This window comes from Streptomyces sp. NPDC060002 (assembly GCF_042737245.1).
Classification (GTDB): domain Bacteria; phylum Actinomycetota; class Actinomycetes; order Streptomycetales; family Streptomycetaceae; genus Streptomyces.
Genome location: NZ_JBHWUW010000009.1, coordinates 159093 through 181508, shown reverse-complemented (window position 1 = coordinate 181508; position 22416 = coordinate 159093). Strand labels below are relative to the sequence as shown.

Here is a 22416-nt window from a genome sequence, read left to right as displayed (position 1 = left end):
CTTCGGCATCTTCCGGACAGGGCGGCCGCCTCCGCGTTACCGTCGGATCATGAGCATCCTCGCCGTGGTCTGGGACGTGGACGACACCCTCTTCGACTACACGACCGCCGACCGTGAGGGCATGCGGTCCTATCTGACGGCCGAGGGGCTGCTCGACCGGTTCGGTACCGCGGAGCTGGGGCTCGCGCGGTGGCGGGAGGTCACCGACCAGCAGTGGGCCCGGTTCTCGGCGGGCGGGATCACCTTCGAGGACCAGCGCCGGGACCGGGTACGGGTGTTCCTGGGCCGCGAGATGACCGACGCGGAGGCCGACGACTGGTTCACGCGCTACCGCTCGCACTACGAGGCCGCCTGGGCGCTCTTCCCGGACGTCCTGCCGGTACTGGACGTCCTCGCCGCCAGCCACCGCCACGCGGTGCTCTCCAACTCCAGCATCCACGTCCAGGACCACAAACTGCGCGTCCTCGGCGTCCACGACCGCTTCGAGGTCATCCTGTGCGCGGCGGAACTGGGCGTCTCCAAGCCGGAGGCCGGCGCCTTCCTCGCGGCCTGCGAGGCCCTGTCGCTGCCTCCGCACCAGGTGGCCTACGTCGGCGACCATCCGGAGATCGACGGACGGGGCGCCGCCGACGCCGGACTGCTCTCCGTGTGGATCGACCGCTACGGTGCGGCCACCGTCGAGCTCCCGTCCGGTCGCCACCGGATCGTCTCGCTCGCCGAACTGCCCGCGATCCTCGGCCCCGATACCCGTTTTGGAGCCCGGTCCACCTTCGGGTAATGTTCTTCCTGCGCCGCCGGGGAGCGGGCCGAAAGGCCGGAAAGCCGGAGGAGCAACGCTAGAACAAGAACCCTTACGGGGCTTGCGTTCCAGTGGCCTATGGTGTAATTGGCAGCACGACTGATTCTGGTTCAGTTAGTCTTGGTTCGAGTCCAGGTAGGCCAGCTCGCAGAGCTTATCTGCGCCTGTGGAGATCTGCTCCACGAAGCCCCCGTTGTGTAGCGGCCTAGCACGCTGCCCTCTCAAGGCAGTAGCGCCGGTTCGAATCCGGTCGGGGGTACAGATCCTTCCCGCGGGGAGAGCTCGGGTAGCTCCCTCTCACCTCGATGCAGGATCGCTAGGGCCCCCGTTGTGTAGCGGCCTAGCACGCCGCCCTCTCAAGGCGGTAGCGCCGGTTCGAATCCGGTCGGGGGTACGCTTTTCATTGAATCACCTTGGTCTATGGTGTAATTGGCAACACTACGGTTTCTGGTACCGTCATTCTTGGTTCGAGTCCAGGTAGACCAGCTCAGACCTGCGGAAACGCAGTGTCCAGGCCCCCGTTGTGTAGCGGCCTAGCACGCCGCCCTCTCAAGGCGGTAGCGCCGGTTCGAATCCGGTCGGGGGTACGTGATCGTAAAGCCCCCCGCTTCGGCGGGGGGCTTTACGCGTAACCGGCCTCAGGCGAAGCCGTACCGCCGCGCCGACTCCTCCTCCTGCGCCAGCCGGTGCAGCGCCTGCATCATCGGCTCGACGAGGATCGCGCCCAGCACCGCCGCCTCGATCCGCTCCGGCTCCGACTCCCGGCTCTCCACGAAGTCCAGGTCCAGCACGGCCGCCCGGTGCATCAACCGGGCGTAGGACATGAGAAGTTCGGCGTTCCAGTCGTAGCCGAGCCGGCGCAGCGCGGCCACCGCCACCACCAGTGAGCGGTAGGCGGGGGAGATGGTCGTCAGCAGCCGGGCGTTCGACCAGCCCAGGGTGCGCAGCAGTTCGTCCGCCTCCAGATGGGCGGCGCGCACGTACTCGTCCTCCGCGTCCGGCTCGGGGACCTGTGGCAGCGCCCACAGGGCGGCGCCGAGCCGGATCGTGCGGCCCAGGGAGTCGTCGTCGACATGGCCGAGGACCGCGCGGACCGTGGCCACCGGCAGCCCGCCCACCTGGATCATCGCCCGCACCAGACGCAGCCGGCGCAGATGCTCCTCGTCGTACTCGGCGGTCGTGGCGTTGACCTGGCGGCCGGGCGGCACGAGCCCCTCGCGCAGGTAGTACTTGATCGTCGCGGTGGACACACCGCTGCGTTCGCTCAGTTCGGCCAGCCGCATGCCTTGCGCCCTCCGTTGGTTAGCGTCACTATCCAAGCATGTCCTCCACAGTCAGCCGCACCACCGCGAACGCCCGGGGAGACGTGGTCGTCCTGCTGATCGGGATGCGCGTCAACCACTTCTGGGCCGTGCACCAGTGGGTGCCCGTGATGATGGCCATGTTCCGCATGCTGGCGGAGCTGAAGAAGGAGCCGGGCCGCGGCCTGCTCTCCAGGGTGCTCCTGACGGCCTCGCCGCGGACGTACTACGTCGTCCAGTACTGGGAGTCCAAGGAGAAGCTGTACGCCTACGCGAGCGCGCCCGACGCGTTCCACCACGAGGCCTGGGCGAAGATCAACCGCTTGGAGCGGGGCGGAAAGGCGCGGGGGCACGTGGGGATCTGGCACGAGACGTATGTCGTGCCGGAGGGGTCGTACGAGGCGATCTACGGGGACATGCCGGCGTTCGGCCTCGCGGCCGCGCACGGGCAGGTTCCGCTGGGGGAGCGGGGGCGGTATGCGAAGGACCGATTCTCATATCGGTCCGCGCCGTAAGTGCTTGCGCCGTTTGCCGGGTGCGGGTCCGTCGTGGCTTGTCGCAGCCGTGCGGCGGAGTCGCACATCGGCACAGCCCCGCGCCCTGGGGTGGGTGACCTTGCCGTACGGGAAAGGGCTGCCGCGGCGTTGAGGCCGCCCTTTCCATCCGGCGTCAGCCCGTCCTGCGCAGGGCCTCCGAGAGGCGGGCCGCCGCGTCGATGATCGCCTGGGCGTGCATCCGGCCGGGGTGACGGGTCAGGCGCTCGATGGGACCCGAGACGGAGACGGCGGCCACCACGCGGTTGGAGGGGCCGCGCACGGGCGCCGACACGGAGGCGACGCCCGGCTCGCGCTCGCCGATGGACTGGGCCCAGCCGCGGCGCCGTACGCCCGACAGGGCCGTCGCCGTGAAGCGGGCGCCCTGGAGGCCGCGGTGCAGACGCTCGGGTTCCTCCCAGGCCATCAGGATCTGGGCCGAGGAACCGGCCTTCATCGTGAGCGTGGAACCGACCGGGACCGTGTCCCGAAGGCCGGACAGGCGTTCCGCCGCCGCCACGCAGATGCGCATGTCGCCCTGGCGGCGGTAGAGCTGGGCGCTCTCGCCCGTGATGTCCCGCAGATGCGTCAGCACCGGTCCGGCGGTGGCGAGGAGGCGGTCCTCGCCGGCGGCCGCGGCCAGCTCGGCGAGGCGGGGGCCGAGGATGAACCGGCCCTGCATGTCGCGCGCCACCATACGGTGGTGTTCCAAAGCCACGGCCAGCCGGTGAGCCGTGGGTCGTGCGAGTCCGGTGGCAGCGACCAAGCCTGCGAGGGTGGCCGGACCGGACTCCAGGGCGCTCAGGACAAGGGCTGCCTTGTCCAGAACGCCGACGCCGCTACTGTTGTCCATGCAACGATACTCCCGTCTCACTCTGTGAAACGCAAGTTCATTTTTCCGTGAGACGCGCAACCCTTGGACACATGGTGGCCCGCGGACCAACGGGCCTGGCGGCGGGTGCCCGGGAACAGGGGCAACGGGCGTCGCCTCCACAAGATCTCTAGTTTGGGCCGGTGCGTCATTGCCGGCCGGAGGGAAAGCGATGGGTAGGACACTCGCGGAGAAGGTCTGGGACGACCACGTCGTCCGGCGCGCGGAGGGCGAGCCCGACCTCCTCTTCATCGATCTGCACCTCCTGCACGAGGTGACCAGCCCGCAGGCCTTCGACGGGCTGCGGCAGAACGGCCGCCCGGTGCGCCGTCTCGACCTCACCATCGCGACCGAGGACCACAACACCCCGACCATCGACATCGACAAGCCGATCGCCGACCCGGTCTCGCGCGTCCAGCTGGAGACGCTGCGCAAGAACTGCGCCGAGTTCGGCGTGCGGCTGCACCCGCTCGGCGACGTCGAGCAGGGCGTCGTGCACGTCGTCGGCCCGCAGCTGGGTCTGACCCAGCCCGGCACCACCGTCGTCTGCGGCGACTCCCACACCTCCACGCACGGAGCGTTCGGCGCGCTGGCGTTCGGCATCGGCACCTCGCAGGTCGAGCACGTGCTGGCCACCCAGACCCTGCCGCTGGCCCGCCCCAAGACGATGGCGATCACGGTCGAGGGCGAGCTGCCCGACGCCGTGACCGCCAAGGACCTGATCCTGGCGATCATCGCGAAGATCGGCACCGGCGGCGGCCAGGGATACATCCTGGAGTACCGCGGCGCCGCCATCGAGAAGCTCTCGATGGAGGCCCGGATGACCATCTGCAACATGTCGATCGAGGCCGGCGCCCGCGCGGGCATGATCGCCCCCGACGAGACCACCTTCGCGTACATCAAGGGCCGCGACCACGCCCCCGAGGGTGCGGACTGGGACGCGGCGGTCGAGTACTGGAAGACGCTGAAGACGGACGCGGACGCCGAGTTCGACGCCGAGGTCGTCATCGACGGTGCCGCGCTGTCGCCGTTCGTCACCTGGGGCACCAACCCCGGTCAGGGCGCGCCGCTTTCGGCCGCCGTCCCCGACCCTGCTTCGTACGAAGACGCTTCGGAGCGCCACGCCGCCGAAAAGGCCCTGGAGTACATGGGGTTGGAGGCCGGGCAGCCGCTGCGCTCCATCAACGTGGACACCGTCTTCGTAGGTTCGTGCACCAACGGCCGGATCGAGGACCTGCGGGCCGCCGCCGCCATCGTCGAGGGCCGCAAAGTCGCCGACGGCGTAAGGATGCTGGTCGTCCCCGGCTCGGTGCGGGTCGGTCTCCAGGCCGTCTCCGAGGGTCTGGACGTCGTCTTCAAGGAGGCCGGCGCCGAATGGCGGCACGCGGGCTGCTCGATGTGCCTCGGCATGAACCCCGACCAGCTGGCCCCGGGTGAGCGCTCGGCGTCCACCTCCAACCGCAACTTCGAGGGCCGGCAGGGCAAGGGCGGTCGTACGCACCTGGTGTCGCCGCAGGTCGCGGCCGCCACGGCCGTCCTGGGCCACCTGGCCTCCCCGGCCGACCTGTCCGACGCCGAGACCCGTACGCCCGCTGGAGTCTGATCAGTCATGGAAGCATTCATCTCGCACACCGGCCGGGCCGTCCCGCTGCGTCGCTCCAACGTCGACACCGACCAGATCATCCCTGCTCACTGGCTCAAGAAGGTCACGCGGGACGGGTTCGAGGACGGTCTGTTCGAGGCCTGGCGCAAGGACGAGACCTTCATCCTCAACCGCCCCGAGCGGCAGGGCGCGAGCGTTCTGGTCGCCGGTCCCGACTTCGGCACCGGTTCCTCCCGTGAGCACGCCGTCTGGGCACTCCAGAACTACGGCTTCAAGACCGTGATCTCGTCCCGCTTCGCCGACATCTTCCGGGGCAACTCGCTGAAGAACGGCCTGCTCACGGTGGTTCTGGAGCAGAAGATCGTGGACGCGCTGTGGGAGCTCACCGAGAAGGACCCGCAGGCCGAGATCACGGTGGACCTCGAGGCGCGTGAGGTGCGGGCCGAGGGCGTCACCGCCTCCTTCGAGCTGGACGAGAACTCCCGCTGGCGGCTGCTGAACGGGCTGGACGACATCTCCATCACCCTGCAGAACGAGGGCGACATCGCCACCTACGAGGCCAAGCGCCCGACGTACAAGCCGAAGACGCTCCGGGTCTGACCCCGAGGGCCGTCAAGGCCCTGAGCAGGTCGAGTTTCGGCCACCGCGACACCCCCGCCGTACCCCCGATCGGTCCGATCGGGGGTACGGCCGTGTTGGCACCCGTTCGGCCCCGTGAATCTTCGCCCTTCCTCCCAACTTCCCACGTTAGAGCGGTTGTTGCCGGGGTACGCGCCCCGTGTGGACACGACCGCCGGAAGTGCCCGGGCGGCCGTTCGAGGCGGCAGTTGCCCCCTGGGCGGGCGACAACTCGCCCCAGATGGCACAATCTGTGCATGGAACACGACGGCCAACTCGAGCTCTATACGGCGGTCGCGAACCAGCTCAAGGAAGCGCACACAAGAGTGCGCGCACTGCAAGTCCCGGAGGGCGTACGGATGGCGCTGACCCGGAAGCTGCTGGTCATTACGGCCGCGGCCAAGCACGATCTCGCCGATGCGACAAGGCGTCTGGAGCGGTTCATGGCGGACCTCGACGAGGGGCGAATGCCCGAAGGGGAGCGTTGATCGCCTCCGGAGCAGCCGATTTCGTTGCGGCACAAGGGTGATTAGCCCGTTTCGTGTTTGATTTGCGGTATATATCTGCCTAACGTGCGAAAAAGCTTGAACAGTTTCGTTCCGGCTAATGTCTCCGAAGGGGAAGACGTGAACAAGGCGCAGCTCGTAGAAGCGATTGCCGACAAGGTGGGCGGCCGCCAGCAGGCCGCCGAGGCGGTCGACGCGGTCCTGGACGCCATCGTCCGCGCGACGGTCGCGGGCGACCGGGTCTCGGTCACCGGCTTCGGTTCGTTCGAGAAGGTCGACCGGCCGGCCCGCTACGCTCGCAACCCCCAGACGGGCGAGCGGGTTCGGGTCAAGAAGACGTCCGTGCCGCGCTTCCGCGCAGGACAGGGCTTCAAGGACCTGGTGAGCGGCTCGAAGAAGCTCCCGCGCGGTGGCGAGGTCGCCGTGAAGAAGGCCCCCAAGGGCAGCCTGACCGGCGGCGCTTCCGCCACGGTCAAGAAGGCCGCCGCGAAGAAGGCGGCCCCCGCGAAGAGGGCGTCGGCAGCCGCGAAGAAGACCACGGCCACCGCCAAGAAGACGACGGCAGCCGCGAAGAAGACCACGGCCACCGCCAAGAAGACCACCGCGAAGAAGGCCACCACCCAGAAGACGACCGCGGCCGCCAAGAAGACGACCACCGCGAAGTCCGCCACCGCCAAGAAGACGACGGCCAAGAAGGCCCCGGCCGCGAAGACGGCGACCAAGGCCCCCGCCAAGAAGTCGACCGCGCGCAAGACCACCGCCAAGAAGACCACCGCCCGCAAGGCGTAGGACAGCAGGGGCACTCACGCGCCGGGCCGGACTCCCTCTCGGAAGTCCGGCCCGCGGCGTGTCGGGCGGGTGCCGGCAGGGTCCTCGGCGAAGAGCGCGGCCACTCAGAACGTCTGTAGCGTCACCAGGGTGATCCGGAGGCTGTCCTTCGGCCCCTCCACCTCGATCCGCACCCGCTGTCCGGGCCGCAGCAGCCGTAGCCCGCCCGCGTCGAACGCCGGCGCGGCGAAGGGCACCGGGGTGCCGTCGTCCAGCAGCACCTGTCCGCTGCGTGTGTCGGGGTCGTACGTGTATGCGGTCGCCTGCATGGCGGCAGCCTACTGCCCCGGAATCAGCAGACGCGCCGCCGCGGCGGCCGTCCGTGGCCCCACCCCCAGGGACAGCGCCGCGCGCAGATCCTCGCCGGTGTCGACGTCCTGGCGAACGGAATCCACCCCCGGCAGGCGGAGTTCCTCGGCCCCGGAGGCGCGGTGCCGGGAACGGGAATCCGTGCCGAATGCGGGAAGCAATTCACGGCCCGCGGCGACGGCGAGAAGCGTGGTGCCGATCGCGGCCGCGTCCGGGAGGAAAGAGCGGGGGAATTCCCCCGCGGCGTCCAGTACCCGGGCCAATTCCGGCGGGCGCAGGGCCGGCAGATCGGCGTTGAGGGCCGCGAGCGGGGAATCGGGACGGAAAGCGCGGACGGCGGCGGCCCCGTGGGCCAGGGCGGCGTTGAGGCCCCCGCGCGGCTCGTCGGCGACGATCCGGGCGCCCAGGGCCGCCAGGACCCGCCCGGCCAGGGCGTCGTCCGTGACTACTGCCACATCCCGCACCGCAGGTGAGGCCAGTGCCGCCGCCACGGTGTCCTCGGCGAAGGCGAGGGCGAGGCCCGGGCGCAGCCCGTCGGTGGCGGTGTCCGCGAGCCTGCTCTTGGCCAGCGCCAAGGGCTTCAGGGGTATGACCAAGGTCCACTGCACCGGCGTACCGTCCCTCTCGTGTCGCGGCCATTGTCACCCGGCCCATCCGCGGGTCGGACGCGCGGGCGTACCGTGTTCTCGACAGACAGGCGGCCCGGGGCGACACTTGTGCGGCCCCCAGGCCCCGGAGCAGGCCATGGGAAGTCCTAGAGGAAGGTGTCCGCGTGCCGCGCCGCAGAATCGGCTTCTGGTACCGCTTCGCTGCGGTCCTCTGCAAACCCTGGCTGGTGCTTCTGCTCAAGCGGGACTGGCACGGAATGGAGCATATTCCGGCCGAGGGCGGCTTTATCACCGCGGTGAACCACAATTCGCATGTCGATCCCTTCGCATACGCGCACTTTCAGTACAACAGCGGACGCGTGCCGAGATTCCTCGCGAAGAGCGGTCTTTTCAAGGAGGGGTTCGTCGGCGCCGCGATGCGCGGCACCGGGCAGATCCCCGTCTATCGCGAGAGCACGGACGCGCTGAGCGCCTTCCGGGCCGCGATCGACGCCGTGGAGCGCGGCGAGTGCGTCGCGTTCTACCCCGAGGGCACCCTCACCCGCGACCCCGACGGCTGGCCCATGACCGCCAAGACCGGTGCCGCGCGCGTCGCCCTCCAGACCAGGTGCCCGGTGATCCCCGTCGCACAGTGGGGCGCCAACGAACTGCTGCCGCCGTACGCCAGCAAGCCCGACATCCTTCCGCGCAAGACCCACCACGTCCTCGCGGGCCCGCCCGTGGATCTCACACGGTTCTACGGCCACGAGATGACCCCGGAGCTCCTCAAGGAGGCGACGGAGGTCATCATGGCGGCCGTCACCGCCCAGCTGGAGGAGATCCGCTGCGAGAAGGCGCCCGAGACGCCCTACGACCCGCGCCGCGAGCGGATCGAGCAGCGCCGCCGCACGCAGGCGGAGGTCGGCGCCGACACCGCCACGGAAAGCGGTGCCGAAACCCGCGCCGAAGCCGGTGCGGACACCCGGGCGGAGATCAACGGCACGGCGTCCGGACGCGCGCGGACCAGCCGCGCGCAGAGGAGCCGCGCGCAGACCAGTCACGCGAAGATCAGTCACAAGGGGGAGAACAGCAAGTGAGCAAGTCCGTGAAGGCGGCCGTCTTCGGTACCGGATCATGGGGGACCGCCTTCGGCACCGTCCTCGCCGACGCGGGCTGCGAGGTGACGCTGTGGGCACGCCGTCCCGAGCTCGTCGACGCGGTCAACTCCACGCGCACCAACCCCGACTACCTCCCCGGCGTCGAACTCCCGCGCAACCTGCGCGCCACCGCCGACGCGGCCGAGGCCGCCCGGGACGCCGACTTCACCGTCCTCGCGGTCCCCTCGCAGACCCTGCGCGCCAACCTCGCCGACTGGACGCCGCTGCTCGCCCCGGACACCGTCCTGGTGTCGCTGATGAAGGGCGTCGAGCTCGGTACGACCATGCGGATGAGCGAGGTCATCGACGATGTCGCCAAGGTGGGGCCGAGCCGGATCGCCGTCGTCACCGGGCCCAACCTCGCGAAGGAGATCGCCTCCCGGATGCCCGCCGCGGCCGTGGTCGCCTGCACCGACGAGGCCGTCGCCCAGAGGCTCCAGGCCGCCTCCCACACGCCGTACTTCCGCCCGTACACCAACACCGACGTGGTGGGCTGCGAGCTGGGCGGCGCGGTCAAGAACGTGATCGGCCTCGCGGTCGGCATCGCGGACGGCATGGGCCTCGGCGACAACGCCAAGGGCTCGCTGATCACGCGCGGCCTGGCCGAGACCACCCGGCTGGGCCTGGCGATGGGCGCGGACCCGCTGACCTTCGCCGGACTCGCCGGGCTCGGCGACCTGGTGGCGACCTGCTCCTCGCCGCTCTCCCGCAACCACACCTTCGGCACCAACCTCGGCAAGGGCATGACCCTCCAGGAGACCATCGCCGTCACCCGGCAGACCGCCGAGGGCGTCAAGTCCTGTGAGTCGGTGCTGGATCTGGCCCGCCGGCACGGCGTCGACATGCCCATCACCGAGACGGTCGTCGGCATCGTCCACGAGGGCAAGCCTCCGGTGGTCGCTCTCGAGGAGCTGATGTCGCGCAGCGCGAAGCCCGAGCGACGCTGAGCGAACCCGGCGGGCGGACGCTGACTCCCGGCCCTACCACCGGGTACTCTCAAGCCGATATGAGCACCGAGAACCTCCCCCAGAGCCCTCAGCAGCCCGCCCGCAAGCCGCGGGTGGCCGTTGTCTTCGGCGGTCGCAGCTCCGAGCACGGGATCTCCGTGGTCACGGCCGGCGCGGTCCTGCGGGCCATCGACCGGACCAAGTACGAGGTCCTGCCGATCGGCATCACGCGCGAGGGCCGCTGGTTCCTCACCGCCGACGCACCCGAGCGCATGGCGATCACCGACCGCCGTACGCCCGACGTGGACGAACTCGCCGAGTCGCGGGACGGCGGCGTGGTGCTCCCCGTCGACCCCGCCAACCGTGAAGTCGTCTACTACGAGCCGGGATCGGTGCCGAAGGCACTCGGCGAGGTCGACGTCGTCTTCCCGGTCCTGCACGGCCCGTACGGCGAGGACGGCACCCTTCAGGGTCTGCTGGAGCTCTCCGGAATCCCGTACGTGGGCGCCGGCGTGCTCGCCTCGGCCGTCGGCCAGGACAAGGAGTACATGAAGCGGGTGTTCACCTCCTTCGGGCTCAAGGTCGGCCCGTACGTGGTGATCCGGCCGCGCGAGTGGGCGCAGGACGAGTCCGCCGCCCGCAAGAAGATCGTCGACTTCGCCGGCGAGCACGGCTGGCCGCTGTTCGTGAAGCCCGCGCGCGCGGGTTCGTCCATCGGCATCACCAAGGTCGACGACCTGTCCGGGCTCGACGAGGCGATCGCCGAGGCCCAGCGTCACGACCCGAAGATCCTGGTCGAGGCGGCGCTGCGGGGCCGCGAGATCGAGTGCGGCGTCCTGGAGTTCGAGGACGGCCCCCGCGCCTCCGTCCCGGCCGAGATCCCGCCGCCGGACGCGCACGCGTACTACGACTTCGACGCCAAGTACATCGACTCGACCCCGGGCATCGTCCCGGCGCCGCTGACGGACGAGGAGAGCGCCGAGGTCCGCAGGCTCGCGGTGGACGCCTTCGAGGCGGCGTCCTGCGAGGGCCTGGTCCGGGCGGACTTCTTCCTCACGGACGAGGGCGAGTTCGTCATCAACGAGATCAACACGATGCCCGGCTTCACCCCGATCTCGATGTACCCCCAGATGTGGCAGGCGACCGGGATCGGCTATCCCGAGCTGGTGGACCGCCTGGTCCAGGCGGCCCTGCGCAGGTCGACGGGTCTGCGCTGACCCGGGCTCGGTCCAGGGTCAGTCCTAGTCGGCGATCCCTTCGGGGATCGCCTTCTTGACGGAGGGCGCCAGGTCGACGAGCGGCGCCATGCCGTCTCCCGCGCGGTCCTTCGGGATCGTCACCTCGACGTAGGCCCTGCGCAGGGTGGTGGTGAACCGGAACGCCCCGCCGTCCCGCTCCTCCAGCAGCCACCCCACGCCGTCCACCTCGACCCCGTCCGCGTTCTCGTCGCTCATCTTCTCGGGTCGTTCGACACCGCAGCGCAGTATGATCGCCGGGTTCCCCCAGCCCGCGGTCAGCGCGGACGCGGGTGAGGGATCCCCGCGGTCGAGGTCGTCCACGGTGGACGGCAGCGCCTCGTCCAGGTTCCGGCACAGCTTGGTGACCGATGCCGAGGGGCTGGGAACCGCCACCGACGTGTCACCGTCTGCTGAGGAGCAGCCCACCGCAAGCAGCAGGAGGGCGAGCGAGGGCAGGCCGATGGGCCGGTGACGGAAAAGGTTCACCGGCCAAGGTTAGACGGGGGCTACAGATGCACGACCGGGCAGGTCAGGGTGCGGGTGATCCCGTCCACCTGCTGGACCTTGGCGACCACCATGCGGCCGAGGTCGTCCACCGTGTCAGCCTGGGCCCGCACGATCACGTCATAAGGTCCCGTCACGTCCTCGGCCTGGACGACGCCAGGGATTCTGCCGATCTCTTCGGCGACGGTCGACGCTTTGCCGACCTCAGTCTGGATCAGGATGTACGCCTGTACCACGGAACCTCCAGGGCGGCCACGAGGATCATGTGGGGAAAAGGAACGCCACGGTATCGCGTCGCCGCTCGCCGCGGGGAGACCTGCGGGAACCACGGCTCGCGCGCCGGGGTACAGGCAGGACAGAAGTTGACGGCTGACTCGACCGTATCGAGGACACTGGTTACGCGCGACCGGGCACAGACAGGTACAGAAGGGGCGAAAGGGCAATGAAGGGCACTGTTGGTGAGCTCGGGGAGTTCGGGCTCATCAGGGAGCTCACCTCCCGTCTCACCACCACCCCCGCGGTCCGGGTCGGCCCCGGCGACGACGCCGCGGTGGTCGCCGCGCCCGACCGCCGGGTCGTGGCCAGCACCGACATCCTGCTGGAGGGCCGGCACTTCCGCCGCGACTGGTCCACGGCCTACGACGTCGGCCGTAAGGCCGCCGCGCAGAACCTCGCCGACATCGCCGCCATGGGCGCCGTGCCGACGGCCCTGCTGCTCGGCCTCGTCGTGCCCGCCGAACTGCCGGTCACCTGGCCGTCCGAGATGATGGACGGCCTGCGCGACGAGTGCCAGGTCGCCGGCGCCTCCGTGGTCGGCGGCGACGTCGTACGGGGCGACACGATCATGGTGTCGATCACCGCGCTCGGCGACCTGCGCAACCAGGAGCCGGTCACCCGGGGCGGCGCCCAGCCCGGCGACCTCGTCGCGGTGACCGGCTGGCTGGGCTGGTCCGCCGCCGGGTACGCGGTCCTCTCGCGCGGCTTCCGCTCGCCCCGCGCCTTCGTCGAGGCCCACCGCCGCCCCGAACCGCCGTACCACGCGGGTCCGGCCGCCGCCGGGCTCGGCGCGACGGCGATGTGCGACGTCAGCGACGGGCTGATCGCCGACCTCGGGCACATCGCCGAGGCCAGCAAGGTCCGGATCGACATCCGCTCCGGCGCCATCGACATCCCCACCCAGATGCACGACATCGGGCAGGCCGTCGGCGTCGACCCGATCCAGTGGGTGCTCACCGGGGGAGAGGACCACGCGATCGTGGCGACCTTCCCGCCCGACGTGAAGCTGCCCGCCCGCTGGAAGGTGATCGGCGAGGTCCTCAACCCCTCCGCCCTGCCGCAGGTGACGGTCGACGGCGCGCCCTGGACCAACAAGGGCGGCTGGGACCACTTCGGGGACCTGGAGACGTGAGCGCGCTCGGAACCCCGCCCCGGGTGCTGACCGTCGCCGGCTCCGACTCCGGCGGCGGGGCCGGGATCCAGGCCGACCTGAAGACGATGCTCGCGCTCGGCGTGCACGGCATGAGCGTGATCACGGCGGTCACCGCGCAGAACTCCCTGGGCGTGCAGGGGGCTTGGGAGCTGCCGGTGGAGGCGGTCCGCGCCCAGTACCGCAGCGTCGTCGACGACATCGGCGTCCAGGCGGTGAAGACGGGCATGCTCGCCTCCGCCGAACTCGTCGAGACGGTCGCCGAGTTGCTCGCGGACACCGGTGCTCCCGTCGTCGTCGACCCGGTCGGGGTCTCCAAGCACGGGGACCCGCTGCTGGCCGCCTCCGCGCTGGACTCCGTACGGACGAAACTGCTGCCGCTCGCCACCGTCGCCACCCCGAACCTCGACGAGGTGGCCCAACTGACGGGCCTGCGGGTCGAGTCGGAGGAGCAGCTGAGGGAGGCGGCGGCCGCCGTGCTGGCGTACGGGCCGCGCTGGGCGCTCATCAAGGGCGGCCATCTTCCCGGTGCCGCCGTCGACCTGCTGACGGACGGCCACGAGGAGCACTGGCTGCGGGCGCCGAGGTACGACAACCGGCACACGCACGGCACGGGCTGCACCCTCGCGTCCGCGATCGCGGCACAGCTGGCGAAGGGGAGCTCCGTGCCGGAGGCGGTGGCGGCGGCCAAGCGGTACGTCACCGGGGCGATCGCCGCCGGGTTCGCACTCGGCGCAGGCATCGGTCCCGTGGACCACGGATGGGAACTCACCCGGGGTACGACCGGAGCCTGATGTCGGTCGCCGCCTTCTCGGTGAGCCGCCTGAAGACGCCGGCCGTCAGGCGCGAGCCGCCTCGATCGCCGGCCGGGTCTTGCCGGCCCCGCCCGGCCCGGTGAGGGTGACGAGCCGTGCCTCGGACAGCGCCTCGGCGATGCGGGCCAGTTCGTTCTCGCGGCCGATGAAGCGGGTGAGCTGCACGGGTACGGAGGACCGCCCGGGTCCGCCGCCCTGGAGGAGCTCCAGGTGCAGGGCGGCCAGTTCGGGCGAGGGGTCGGCGCCCAGCTCCTCGGCGAGGGCGCGCCGCGCCTCCTCGAACACCGTGAGCGCCTCGGCGGGCCGCCCACCCGCGTGCAGGGCCCTCATCAGCTGCCCGTACAGCCGCTCGCTCAGCGGGTGCGCGGTCAGCAGACCCCGCAGCTCGGGCACCAGGTCGGGCCCGCCGCCGAGCAGGAGATCCGCTTCGACCCGGTCCTGTACGGCGCTCAGCCGCAGTGCGTCGAGCCGGGCCCGCTCGGCGTGCGTGTCGGGGAGGTCGGGCAGGGCCGGGCCGCGCCAGAGGGCGAGGGCCTCGCGCAGCAGGGCGGCCGCCCGGGTGGGGTCCCCGGCGGCGAGAGCGACCCGCCCCTGCCCGGTCAGCCGCTCGAAGCGGTGGAGGTCCACGGCGTCGGGCGGGACGGCCAGCCGGTAGCCGGCGGGAGTGGCCTCGATCTCCGCGTGCGGCGCCAGGCGGCGGCGCAGTCGGGAGACCTGGGACTGGAGCGCGTTGCACGCTCCGGCGGGCGGCTCGGCGCCGTACAGGCCGTCGGTCAGGCGCTCGACGCGGACGCCGCGGCCGGCCTCGAGCAGCAGGAGGCTGAGCAGGGCGCGGGGACGGGGGCCGCCGGGGTCGACGGGGGTGCCGTCGCCGGCGCGGAGGTCGAGGGTGCCCAGGATGCCGAAGCGCATTCCCCGGAGTCTGACAGGCGGCGGGATGCCGGGCACAGCAGAAAGCCGGCCCACCTGGGTGGACCGGCTCTATGCAGCGAACCAGCAGTGGCCGCGCGCGTTGGGGTTCCCCCCGGCTCGAGCGGAGTCGAGAGTGGGGGGATGTGCGTCAGCGCGAGACCTTGCCGGCCTTGATGCACGAGGTGCAAGCGTTCACGCGCTTCGGCGTCCCGCTCACCACGGTACGGACGCGCTGGATGTTGGGGTTCCAGCGACGGGACGTACGGCGGTGCGAGTGCGAGATGTTGTTGCCGAAGCTCGGCCCCTTGCCACAGACGTCGCAGTTGGCAGCCACGGGTCACTCCAAAGACTTCAGATGCACTTACGGATGATCCCGGCATGCCGGAATCAGGATCTAGGATCTGAGTGGCGCTGCCAGGGGGATGGCCCGATGCGGATCGGGCAACCGGAGCAGCATACAACGACTGCGCCAGTGCAACGAAACTACCATGGCTGCTCAGGGGCCTGGCCCCCGCCTCGGTCGGTCCGGCCCCGCCTCGGTCGGTCCGGCCCGCTCCTGACCGGCCCGCTTTCCGGCTGACACCGGCCCGGGGTCTACGCTGCGTCCAGTCCAGCAGTCCAGCAGTCCAAGGAGGCGCAGGTGGCGCAGGTGCCGCAGACATTCTTCGATGCTCTCGCGGTGCGCACCTGGTGCGGCCTGGCGCTCACGGCGCTGGGCCGCGCGCGCGAGGAGATCGACGCGATCAACGTCTATCCGGTCGCGGACGGGGACACCGGCACCAACCTGTACCTGACCGTCGAGTCCGCGGCGACCGCCGTGGAGGCGGTGTTCGCCGGGTACGAGGCCGGTTCCGGCGCCGGTTCGGTGCCCGCGGGGAAGCCCTCTCTCGCCGACGCCGCGCGCGCGATGGCGCATGGCGCGCTCATCGGGGCGCGCGGGAACTCGGGGACGATCCTCGCGCAGCTGCTGCGCGGCATGGCCCAAGTGCTCACCGCCGAGGGTGAGACCCCGCACACCGACGGGGGCGGGCTGCGGCTGGCCCTTCGGCACGCGGCCGACTCCGCTCGCCAGGCCGTCGCCCACCCCGTCGAGGGCACCGTGCTGTCGGTCGCCTCGGCCGCCGCCGACGCTGCGGAGGGAGCCGAGGGGGACTGCGGGACGGTCGCCAGGGCGGCCTACCGGGGGGCGTGCGCGGCGCTCGCCGCGACCCCGGGCCAACTGGCCGTGCTGGAGCGCGCCGGAGTGGTGGACGCGGGCGGCCGGGGGCTGGTGGCAGTTCTCGCCGCGCTGGTGGAGACGTTCACGGGGGAGGCGCCGGGGCTCTCCGGCGCCCTGACCGCAGCCGCTGTCGCGGCCCACGGGCGCGTGGAATCCGTTCAGGCGGCGGACTGCGCCGACGACGGGCCGGACGGTGGAGCCGGCGAGGGCGGCGAGAGTGGTCCCGCCTTCGAGGTGATCTATCTGCTGGAGGCCGAGGACCCGGCCGTGGCGCGGCTGCGGCGGCGGCTGGACGCACTGGGCGACTCGCTGGTCGTGGTCGGCGGCGACGGGCTGTGGAACGTGCACGTGCACGTGGACGACGCGGGCGCCGCCGTGGAGGCGGGTGTCGAGGCGGGCCGGCCGTACCGGATCCGCATCACCCACTTCGGCGCCGACGACGCGCACACGCGTGCTGGCGAGCGTCCGCCGCGCGAGCGCGTCCAGCGGGCGGTCGTCGCCGTGGTGCCCGGCGAGGGCCTGGCCGGGCTGTACGCCGAGGCGGGCGCGACCACCGTGCTCGCGCGTCCCGGGGAGCCGCCCGCCAGCGGAGAGCTCGTCGAGGCCGTACGACGGGCGCACGCGCGTGAGGTCGTGCTGCTGCCCAACGACGCCGACCTGCGGCACACCGCCGCCGCGGCCGCCGAGCAGGCCCGCACGGAGGGCATCCGGGTGGCCCTGATCCCCACCCGGTCCGCGGTCCAGGGGATAGCGGCGCTGGCCGTGCACGAGCCGGACCGCCGCTTCGACGAGGACGTCGTCTCCATGACCTCGGCGGCGGGCGCCACCCGTTACGCCGAGGTCACCGTCGCCGAGCGCCAGTCGTGGACCATGGCCGGCATCTGCCAGGCCGGTGACGTCCTCGGGTTGATCGACGGTGACGTGGCCGTCATCGCCTCCGATGTCACCGCCGCCGCCGAGACCGTCCTGAACCGCATGCTGGCGGCGGGCGGCGAACTCGTCACACTCGTGCTCGGCGACGAGGCCCCCGAGGGTGTTGCCGAGCACCTGGAGACACGGGTACGGGAGGCGTACCTCGCCGTGGACACGGTGGTGTACCGAGGCGGACGGCAGGGCGCGTTGGTGCTGATCGGGGTGGAGTAGGGAGGGAAGGGGTGCGGGCAGGGAGGCGGCGAGCCGGAGACGGCGAGCGGGGCAAGGGATTGTTGAACAACCCCTGTGCCCCCTGAGGATCGTTCAACGATCCTTCTGTTCCTCCGCCGCCTGCAACAACTGCTCCGCCTCGGCCCGCCGCGCCCGCACCGTCTCGTCCTCTTCCTCCTCGCCGCTCCCTGCGGCGATGTCGGCGGCGTCTTCGACATCGGCGTAAGCCCGCAGCACCGTACGCGCGCGTGCGGCCGCCGCCGCGGGGCGTCCCAGGTCGGTCTCCAGCCAGCCCGCGGCCAGCTCCGCCCCGGTCCGGGCGTGCACGGCGTCCTCGCCCAGGGCGACGAACACCGCGACGGCCTCGGCCATCTGGGAGAGCGCCTCGTCCAGGGCGGCCCGGATCGAGTCGTCGTCGGCGTCCTCGGCGGCGGAACGGGCCAGCAGGTCCCCGAACTGGCGGTGCGTGTGGCCCAGTTCGGCGACGAGCCGCAGCCGCGCCTCGTCGTCGTCGGCCCCGTCGAACGCGTCCGCGCACTCCTCCACGGCACTCGCCATCAGGTCGCGCGCCGCGTCCGTCCCGTCCTCGGCGCGCAACGCCAGCCACGCGCGGGCGCGCAGCGAGCGGACGAGCCCGTGGACGTTGCCGAGACCGCGCCACAACTCGCCCGCCCGCGCGTAGGCCTGGTCCGCCTCGGTGCGCAGACCGGCCTGGCCGAGCGACTCGGCGGCCAGGTGGGCGAGGGTCGCGTGGTCGTGCTGCTCCGGCCAGTGCCGGGCGATCTCGGCGGCCTGGAGCCGGCGTTCGGCGGCGTCCCGGTGTTCCCCGAGCTCGCTCAGACAGTCACCCAGCCACCACTGCGTCTGGACGACCGCGCCGTCGCCGTGCGTCTCGGCGGTCAGCTCCGCCAGCGCGGACTCCAGCACCTCCGCGGCCTCGGCCCAGCGGCACTGCCGTACCAGGAACCCGCCGAGCTGGTGCCGCGCCCACGCGCCGAGCGTGGGGCCCGCACCCGCCTCGTCCGCCCAGTGCGCCGCCTCCAGGGCGTGCTCCGCGGCCTCCTCGGCCTCCCCCCGGCCCCCGACGACCTCGGCGAGCTGGAGGTGCAGCTGGGCCCGCCCGACGGCCTCCAGGTACGGTCCGCCGTGCTCCAGGGCCGCCCGCAGGGCCCGCTCCGCCTCCCTCATGTCGCCCAGCTGGTGGGCGAGTCCGGCCAGCCGGGCCTCGTACTCCACGGCGAACCACGGCAGGCCCGTCTCGTTGAACTCCCGCGCGGCCCGTGCGAACAGTTTCGCGCCCGCCTCCGGGTTCCCGGAGTGCGTCGCCAGCTCCGCGAGCATCGCGTGCCCCTCGGCGACCCGGGCGGCGAGCCGTACGTCGTTCCCCGCGCGTCCCTCGACGAGGGCCAGCAGCTCCCGTACCGCCGCCTCCGCCTCCGCCAGGACCGCCTCGTCGACCACCTCCCCCTCGGCCTCGTGGACGCGCCGCATCAGGATCCGCGCCCGGCCCATCAGCACGCCCGCCGCCTGCGGCACCTCCGTGCCGCCCTCGGCGTACAGCGCGAGAACCCGGTCGTACGGCTCGGCGACCGCCGCGAGCGCCTCGTCGATCTCGCCGGCCAGCGCACGGATGTACGCGGCACGCGCGCGTGCCGCCAGGGCCTCACCGGGGTCGCCCGCCTGCGCGTACAGCTCGGCGGCGTGCTCGAACGTCTCCGCGCCCTCCGGGCCGAGACCTATCGCCTCGTGGTCGGCGATCTCCGCGCGCGCACGCGCGTCCAGCTCGACGCCCTCCACCTCCCCGGCCAGCCGGGCCACCCGCGCCCACGCCTCGACGGCCTGCGGCTGGAGCGTGTCGGACAGCCGCTGGGCCTCGGCGAGCAGGACCGCCAGATCCGGTTCGGCGGCCTCCTGAACCGGCGCCGGCGCCGGAGCGGCGGCCCCGGGCGCCGCCGCCGCGGCGGCCACGGCGGCGGGGCGAGCCGCCCGTACACCCAGGGGCAGCCGCTCCACCAGGGGCCGCTGTGTCATACGCGCGCGTGCCCGCTCGCCGACGTACGACGTGCCGTTGCGCTCGTCGAAGCGCGCGGCCAGCGCGAGGGCCTGCGCACGCGCGTGCGCCGCGAGTTCCCCGGCCGTCCACTCGCGCCCGTCCGGCCCGGGCACCCGCTGACCGGCGAGCCCCAGCTCGGACAGGCGCTCCATGAGCAGCACCACCACGCTCAGGAACTCCAGCCTGCTGTGCGGATGCCCCTCGTCCGTGAAGTACGCCGGGCGCTCCGCGAGCAGCTCCAGTCCCCGCGCCTCGTTGCCGGTCAGCGCGCAGAACTCGACGTGGTCGGCGTAGGCGCCCCGCATGCTCTCCATGGACCGCACCAGCCGGAATCCCCGCAGATGGTGGGCGCGGGCCTCCTCCAGGCGGCCGAGCCGCAGCAACGGCACCAGGGACGACGCGAGCACCGTGTGCGGCTCGTGCGCGCACGAGTACTCGCCCTCCAGGACCGGCGCCCACAGCGCGAGCGCCTCCGCGTCCCGGCCCCGCTCCGCCTGCCACCAGCCCTGCCCGTGCAGCTCGCACGCGTGACAGTCGGCCATGGTGTCCCGGTCCGCGGCCAGCCACGCGGTGAACGCCCGCTCCGCCCGCTCCACGTCGCCCACGTGCGCGGCCACACTGAACTCGGCGCTGCGCACCGCCCGCGCGGAGTGCCCGGCGAGCCGGTAGCGGTGCTCCATCTCGCCGAGCCACTTCTCCACCGACGCCAGCGGCACGTGCGGCTGGTCGAGCATGCCGGACGACATCCACTTGAAGACCCAGTGCAGCGAGTGCGTCTCGTACTCGTCGAAGTCCTCGGGCCGCTCGTCCCACATGCGCAGCAGCCGCGCGAACGGGACGAACATCTTCGCCTTCTCGGAGCTGTAGTTGTAGACCTTCAGCTGGTGCCCGAGCGCCTCGATCACGGCGAGCGGGACGCCCAGCGTCTCGGCCTCCAGCAGCAGCTGTTCCGCGCGCGCGTTGCGGGCCGGGCCCTCCGGCTGCTCGCCGTTCTCCGCCATCGCCCGGCGGAGGGAGTCGAAGTCCGTGATCTCGCTCATCAGTGACCGCCTTGTTCCTCTGTCGGCTCCCCGTGTGCCGGCTCCCCGTGCGTGGCCCATTCCAGGAGGCCTATGAACGCCCGGTTCAGCAGCGCCGAGTCCGCGGGCCGCAGGGGGCGCTGCGCCATCAGCAGCGCCTGCCCGTACAGCGACTCCGTGGCGGTGCCGATCAGCTCGGGATCGTTCAACGAACTGATCCGCCGGATCAGCGGGTTGAGATGGTTGAGCACCAGCCGCGCGCGGGGGGCGCTCCCGCGCAGCGAGCCCAGAATGCCCGCCCACAGGTCGTCGGCCTGTGCCTCGGCCTGCGCGCGTGCCTGCTCGTGCCGGGCCCCCCGGTCGTCGAGGTGCAGCGCGGGCACCGACAACGGGTGGAAGGCCCGCAGGACGACATCGCAGCCCAGTGGGTCGAGCTTCGCCCGCGCGGCCGCCAGGAAGCCCGCAAGAGCCAGCTCGTCGGCCGCGGCGACGGTGTCCAGGTGGGCGGTCACGGTGTCCGCGTCCAGCTCGGCGACCACCGTCCCCGGCCGCACCGAAGGCAGCGCCTCGACCAGCTCGCTGTCGTACGTGTAACCGCCGTTGACCACCCCGATGCCCTGCGCGGACGCGATCGGCGCGACCTGCCGGTACTCCTCCACGGTCCGCGTGAAGTGCACCACCGGGTGCCGCTGCGCGAACTCCTCCAGCGACAGCCGCCCGTCGGTCGTCTCGAAGGGCAGCCACGGCAGCATCGTGCGCAGCATCTCCTCGTCGTGCCGCGCCAGGGACTTCACGCCCAGGTGGTGCACCTCGAGGAAGGCCGCCAGCCGCTGCGGATCACCGGCGGCCAGACCCGTCAGCCACGACCGGATCCGTTCCCCGAGCGCCTCCCGTACCGCCGCCAGCGTCTCGTCCTCGTACAGCGACTCCCGCGAGGCCGTCGGCCGCAGACTGTCGGTGTCGAGGACGCAGCGCACGAAGAACGCCCAGTCGGGCAGCAGCTGTTCGCCCCGCTCGGTGAGCAGCATCCCCTTGAGGTGCACGCGGTGACCGGCACGCTGTGCCGGGCTGACCGCCGAAGGCAGCACGTAGGCCACTCCGCGGACCCCCGCCACCGGCAGATCCAGCTCGACGGAGTCCAACGGCGTGAACCCGAACAGCCCGTGACAGTGCCGGGCCAGCGCCACCCGCCGGTTGGCGGGGGAGGGGTAGGACCGGTTCCAGGGCGCCGGCAGATCGGTGACCGCCTCGTCGCCGACCCGGACGTCGTACGGCAGCAGCGATCCGAAGTCCCTGGCCAGCGCCAGCACTCGCGGCTCCGCGAGCCACTCACCTGCGCCGGCCCGCGCCACCAGATGCACGGTGGTGCCCGGTTCGGGGCGCTCCTCGTGCGGCAGCGTCCGCACGGTGTAGGAGCCGTCGTCGTGCGCCGTCCACTCCACGGGCGGCGCGTCCGGCGTGCGAGCGCTGCGGCTGACCACGCGGATCCGTTCAGCCACCACGAAACAGGCCAGCAGTCCGATGCCGAACTGCCCGAGGAAGTCCGAACGGACGTCCTGGAGTCCCTCGGCGCGCTTGGAACTGCGCCCGATCGTGGCCAGCAGGTCGTGCACGTCGGCCTCGGTGAGCCCGATGCCCGAGTCCTCCACCCGCAGCCCGCCGTCCGCCGCGAACAGCCGCACGCGCGCCGGGGCGTCGGGCTCCTCGGCCCGCCGGGCGGTGATCGCGTCCACGGCGTTCTGAAGCAGTTCGCGCAGGTAGACCTTGGGACTGGAATAGAGGTGATGGGAGAGCAGGTCCACCAGACCACGCAGGTCGACCTGGAACGTGTGAGGCGGCTGGGATGACGGTGAGGTCTGGGAGTCCATCGCTGCTGCGCCGCGGGCTGGGGGAGGAGCACGGCGCGGGGTCGGGCGGTCCCGGTGGGGCGGTGACCGCGGATGATGGCCGGAGCGCGTCATCCTAGAGCCCGAACGAGCCGCCTGACCAGGGGTTTCGGGACACATATAGGGCAATGTCAGTGCCGTG

The 22416-nt window shown here is 71.8% G+C and carries 21 protein-coding genes, 5 tRNA genes and 1 pseudogene; 17 read left to right on the top strand and 10 right to left on the bottom strand.

The annotated features are described in order from the left end of the window. Window positions 1-49: 49 nt before the first annotated feature. The 6 genes from ACFWBD_RS11925 to ACFWBD_RS11900 all read left to right on the top strand — a co-directional run bounded on the left by ACFWBD_RS11925 (window position 50) and on the right by ACFWBD_RS11900 (window position 1386). Window positions 50-778, top strand: coding sequence for an HAD family hydrolase (locus ACFWBD_RS11925; protein WP_385665965.1), 729 nt, complete (start codon window positions 50-52; stop codon window positions 776-778). A gap of 93 nt (window positions 779-871) precedes the next feature. Continuing rightward, window positions 872-943: transfer RNA gene (locus ACFWBD_RS11920), tRNA-Gln, on the top strand. Window positions 944-985: 42 nt separating this feature from the next. Continuing rightward, window positions 986-1058 (top strand) — tRNA-Glu (locus ACFWBD_RS11915). 62 nt (window positions 1059-1120) lie between these two features. Further along, window positions 1121-1193 (top strand) — tRNA-Glu (locus ACFWBD_RS11910). A gap of 20 nt (window positions 1194-1213) precedes the next feature. Next, window positions 1214-1285, top strand: a tRNA-Gln gene (locus ACFWBD_RS11905). A 28-nt stretch (window positions 1286-1313) separates the two neighbouring features. After that, window positions 1314-1386: transfer RNA gene (locus ACFWBD_RS11900), tRNA-Glu, on the top strand. Window positions 1387-1437: 51 nt separating this feature from the next. Here the strand turns inward: ACFWBD_RS11900 and ACFWBD_RS11895 are convergent. Then, window positions 1438-2082 carry a MerR family transcriptional regulator gene (locus tag ACFWBD_RS11895; protein ID WP_385665963.1) on the bottom strand — a complete coding sequence of 215 codons (645 nt, stop codon included), beginning with the start codon at window positions 2080-2082 and terminating at the stop codon, window positions 1438-1440. Window positions 2083-2120: 38 nt separating this feature from the next. Here ACFWBD_RS11895 and ACFWBD_RS11890 point away from each other — a divergent pair, with 38 nt between their 5' ends. Then, the gene (locus tag ACFWBD_RS11890; protein ID WP_385665961.1) at window positions 2121-2615 is read left to right on the top strand and encodes a DUF4188 domain-containing protein; all 495 of its coding nucleotides are present in this window, start codon (window positions 2121-2123) and stop codon (window positions 2613-2615) included. Window positions 2616-2769: 154 nt separating this feature from the next. Here ACFWBD_RS11890 and ndgR read toward each other — a convergent pair whose 3' ends face one another. Further along, window positions 2770-3486 carry an IclR family transcriptional regulator NdgR gene (ndgR, locus tag ACFWBD_RS11885; RefSeq protein WP_267027425.1) on the bottom strand — a complete coding sequence of 239 codons (717 nt, stop codon included), beginning with the start codon at window positions 3484-3486 and terminating at the stop codon, window positions 2770-2772. Window positions 3487-3676: 190 nt separating this feature from the next. Between ndgR and leuC the strand changes: the two genes are divergently transcribed. From leuC to ACFWBD_RS11865, 4 genes are all read left to right on the top strand, one after another. After that, on the top strand, window positions 3677-5107 hold the full coding sequence (gene leuC / locus ACFWBD_RS11880; protein WP_385665958.1) for a 3-isopropylmalate dehydratase large subunit: 1431 nt from the start codon (window positions 3677-3679) through the stop codon (window positions 5105-5107). 6 nt (window positions 5108-5113) lie between these two features. Then, the gene (leuD, locus tag ACFWBD_RS11875; protein WP_385665956.1) at window positions 5114-5707 is read left to right on the top strand and encodes a 3-isopropylmalate dehydratase small subunit; all 594 of its coding nucleotides are present in this window, start codon (window positions 5114-5116) and stop codon (window positions 5705-5707) included. Window positions 5708-5982: 275 nt separating this feature from the next. After that, entirely contained in the window at window positions 5983-6213 is a 231-nt protein-coding gene (locus ACFWBD_RS11870; protein WP_028806672.1) for a hypothetical protein, read from the top strand. A gap of 138 nt (window positions 6214-6351) precedes the next feature. Further along, the gene (locus ACFWBD_RS11865) at window positions 6352-7020 is read left to right on the top strand and encodes an HU family DNA-binding protein (RefSeq protein WP_385665954.1); all 669 of its coding nucleotides are present in this window, start codon (window positions 6352-6354) and stop codon (window positions 7018-7020) included. A gap of 104 nt (window positions 7021-7124) precedes the next feature. On the opposite strand, the gene ACFWBD_RS11860 is transcribed toward ACFWBD_RS11865, so the two are convergent. After that, window positions 7125-7328, bottom strand: a complete 204-nt coding sequence (locus ACFWBD_RS11860) for a hypothetical protein (RefSeq protein ID WP_385665952.1) — start codon at window positions 7326-7328, stop codon at window positions 7125-7127. Between the two features lie 9 nt (window positions 7329-7337). Next, a complete protein-coding gene (cofC, locus tag ACFWBD_RS11855; RefSeq protein ID WP_385665950.1) occupies window positions 7338-7976 on the bottom strand; it encodes a 2-phospho-L-lactate guanylyltransferase in 639 nt (212 codons plus the stop codon). A gap of 164 nt (window positions 7977-8140) precedes the next feature. On the opposite strand from cofC, the gene ACFWBD_RS11850 reads away from it, so the two are divergent. The 3 genes from ACFWBD_RS11850 to ACFWBD_RS11840 are packed head-to-tail and all read left to right on the top strand — an operon-like array spanning window position 8141 to window position 11276. Beyond that, complete coding sequence (locus ACFWBD_RS11850) at window positions 8141-9052, top strand: lysophospholipid acyltransferase family protein (protein WP_385665948.1); 912 nt, start codon at window positions 8141-8143, stop codon at window positions 9050-9052. After that, on the top strand, window positions 9049-10059 hold the full coding sequence (locus ACFWBD_RS11845; RefSeq protein WP_385665946.1) for an NAD(P)H-dependent glycerol-3-phosphate dehydrogenase: 1011 nt from the start codon (window positions 9049-9051) through the stop codon (window positions 10057-10059). The genes ACFWBD_RS11850 and ACFWBD_RS11845 overlap by 4 nt, the downstream gene beginning before the upstream one ends. Before the next feature lie 59 nt (window positions 10060-10118). Beyond that, complete coding sequence (locus tag ACFWBD_RS11840; protein ID WP_385665944.1) at window positions 10119-11276, top strand: D-alanine--D-alanine ligase family protein; 1158 nt, start codon at window positions 10119-10121, stop codon at window positions 11274-11276. A 24-nt stretch (window positions 11277-11300) separates the two neighbouring features. Here the strand turns inward: ACFWBD_RS11840 and ACFWBD_RS11835 are convergent, their stop codons facing one another. Both ACFWBD_RS11835 and ACFWBD_RS11830 read right to left on the bottom strand, forming a co-directional pair. After that, complete coding sequence (locus ACFWBD_RS11835; RefSeq protein WP_385665942.1) at window positions 11301-11783, bottom strand: DUF3515 domain-containing protein; 483 nt, start codon at window positions 11781-11783, stop codon at window positions 11301-11303. A 20-nt stretch (window positions 11784-11803) separates the two neighbouring features. After that, on the bottom strand, window positions 11804-12037 hold the full coding sequence (locus ACFWBD_RS11830) for an Lrp/AsnC family transcriptional regulator (RefSeq protein WP_385665940.1): 234 nt from the start codon (window positions 12035-12037) through the stop codon (window positions 11804-11806). A 206-nt stretch (window positions 12038-12243) separates the two neighbouring features. On the opposite strand from ACFWBD_RS11830, the gene ACFWBD_RS11825 reads away from it, so the two are divergent. Beyond that, entirely contained in the window at window positions 12244-13209 is a 966-nt protein-coding gene (locus ACFWBD_RS11825) for a thiamine-phosphate kinase (protein ID WP_385665938.1), read from the top strand. Continuing rightward, complete coding sequence (gene thiD, locus ACFWBD_RS11820; protein ID WP_385665936.1) at window positions 13206-14021, top strand: bifunctional hydroxymethylpyrimidine kinase/phosphomethylpyrimidine kinase; 816 nt, start codon at window positions 13206-13208, stop codon at window positions 14019-14021. Before ACFWBD_RS11825 ends, thiD begins: the two co-directional genes overlap by 4 nt. Before the next feature lie 51 nt (window positions 14022-14072). On the opposite strand, the pseudogene ACFWBD_RS11815 reads toward thiD, so the two are convergent. Together ACFWBD_RS11815 and rpmB are read right to left on the bottom strand one after the other, a co-directional pair. Continuing rightward, window positions 14073-14954: pseudogene (locus ACFWBD_RS11815) on the bottom strand (BTAD domain-containing putative transcriptional regulator); the annotation flags it as partial. A gap of 148 nt (window positions 14955-15102) precedes the next feature. Then, the gene (rpmB, locus tag ACFWBD_RS11810; RefSeq protein ID WP_328678677.1) at window positions 15103-15288 is read right to left on the bottom strand and encodes a 50S ribosomal protein L28; all 186 of its coding nucleotides are present in this window, start codon (window positions 15286-15288) and stop codon (window positions 15103-15105) included. A 306-nt stretch (window positions 15289-15594) separates the two neighbouring features. Between rpmB and ACFWBD_RS11805 the strand changes: the two genes are divergently transcribed. Continuing rightward, window positions 15595-17316 (top strand): DAK2 domain-containing protein, encoded by a 1722-nt coding sequence (locus ACFWBD_RS11805; protein WP_385665934.1) that lies wholly within the window; start codon window positions 15595-15597, stop codon window positions 17314-17316. 93 nt (window positions 17317-17409) lie between these two features. On the opposite strand, the gene ACFWBD_RS11800 is transcribed toward ACFWBD_RS11805, so the two are convergent. Both ACFWBD_RS11800 and ACFWBD_RS11795 read right to left on the bottom strand, forming a co-directional pair. Next, window positions 17410-20409, bottom strand: a complete 3000-nt coding sequence (locus ACFWBD_RS11800; protein WP_385665932.1) for a tetratricopeptide repeat protein — start codon at window positions 20407-20409, stop codon at window positions 17410-17412. Then, window positions 20409-22256: an HSP90 family protein gene (locus ACFWBD_RS11795; RefSeq protein ID WP_385665930.1), complete on the bottom strand. Its 1848-nt coding sequence runs from the start codon at window positions 22254-22256 to the stop codon at window positions 20409-20411. Before ACFWBD_RS11795 ends, ACFWBD_RS11800 begins: the two co-directional genes overlap by 1 nt. Window positions 22257-22416: the final 160 nt, after the last annotated feature.

Bases quoted from the DNA above. Each gene is read 5' to 3' on its own strand.
- ACFWBD_RS11870 (WP_028806672.1), top strand. From the start codon at position 5,983: ATGGAACACGACGGCCAACTCGAGCTCTATACGGCGGTCGCGAACCAG.
- ACFWBD_RS11860 (WP_385665952.1), bottom strand. From the start codon at position 7,328: ATGCAGGCGACCGCATACACGTACGACCCCGACACACGCAGCGGACAG.
- ACFWBD_RS11795 (WP_385665930.1), bottom strand. From the start codon at position 22,256: ATGGACTCCCAGACCTCACCGTCATCCCAGCCGCCTCACACGTTCCAG.
- ACFWBD_RS11895 (WP_385665963.1), bottom strand. From the start codon at position 2,082: ATGCGGCTGGCCGAACTGAGCGAACGCAGCGGTGTGTCCACCGCGACG.
- ACFWBD_RS11925 (WP_385665965.1), top strand. From the start codon at position 50: ATGAGCATCCTCGCCGTGGTCTGGGACGTGGACGACACCCTCTTCGAC.
- ACFWBD_RS11890 (WP_385665961.1), top strand. From the start codon at position 2,121: ATGTCCTCCACAGTCAGCCGCACCACCGCGAACGCCCGGGGAGACGTG.
- ndgR (WP_267027425.1), bottom strand. From the start codon at position 3,486: ATGGACAACAGTAGCGGCGTCGGCGTTCTGGACAAGGCAGCCCTTGTC.
- ACFWBD_RS11840 (WP_385665944.1), top strand. From the start codon at position 10,119: ATGAGCACCGAGAACCTCCCCCAGAGCCCTCAGCAGCCCGCCCGCAAG.
- ACFWBD_RS11800 (WP_385665932.1), bottom strand. From the start codon at position 20,409: ATGAGCGAGATCACGGACTTCGACTCCCTCCGCCGGGCGATGGCGGAG.
- ACFWBD_RS11825 (WP_385665938.1), top strand. From the start codon at position 12,244: ATGAAGGGCACTGTTGGTGAGCTCGGGGAGTTCGGGCTCATCAGGGAG.
- leuC (WP_385665958.1), top strand. From the start codon at position 3,677: ATGGGTAGGACACTCGCGGAGAAGGTCTGGGACGACCACGTCGTCCGG.
- leuD (WP_385665956.1), top strand. From the start codon at position 5,114: ATGGAAGCATTCATCTCGCACACCGGCCGGGCCGTCCCGCTGCGTCGC.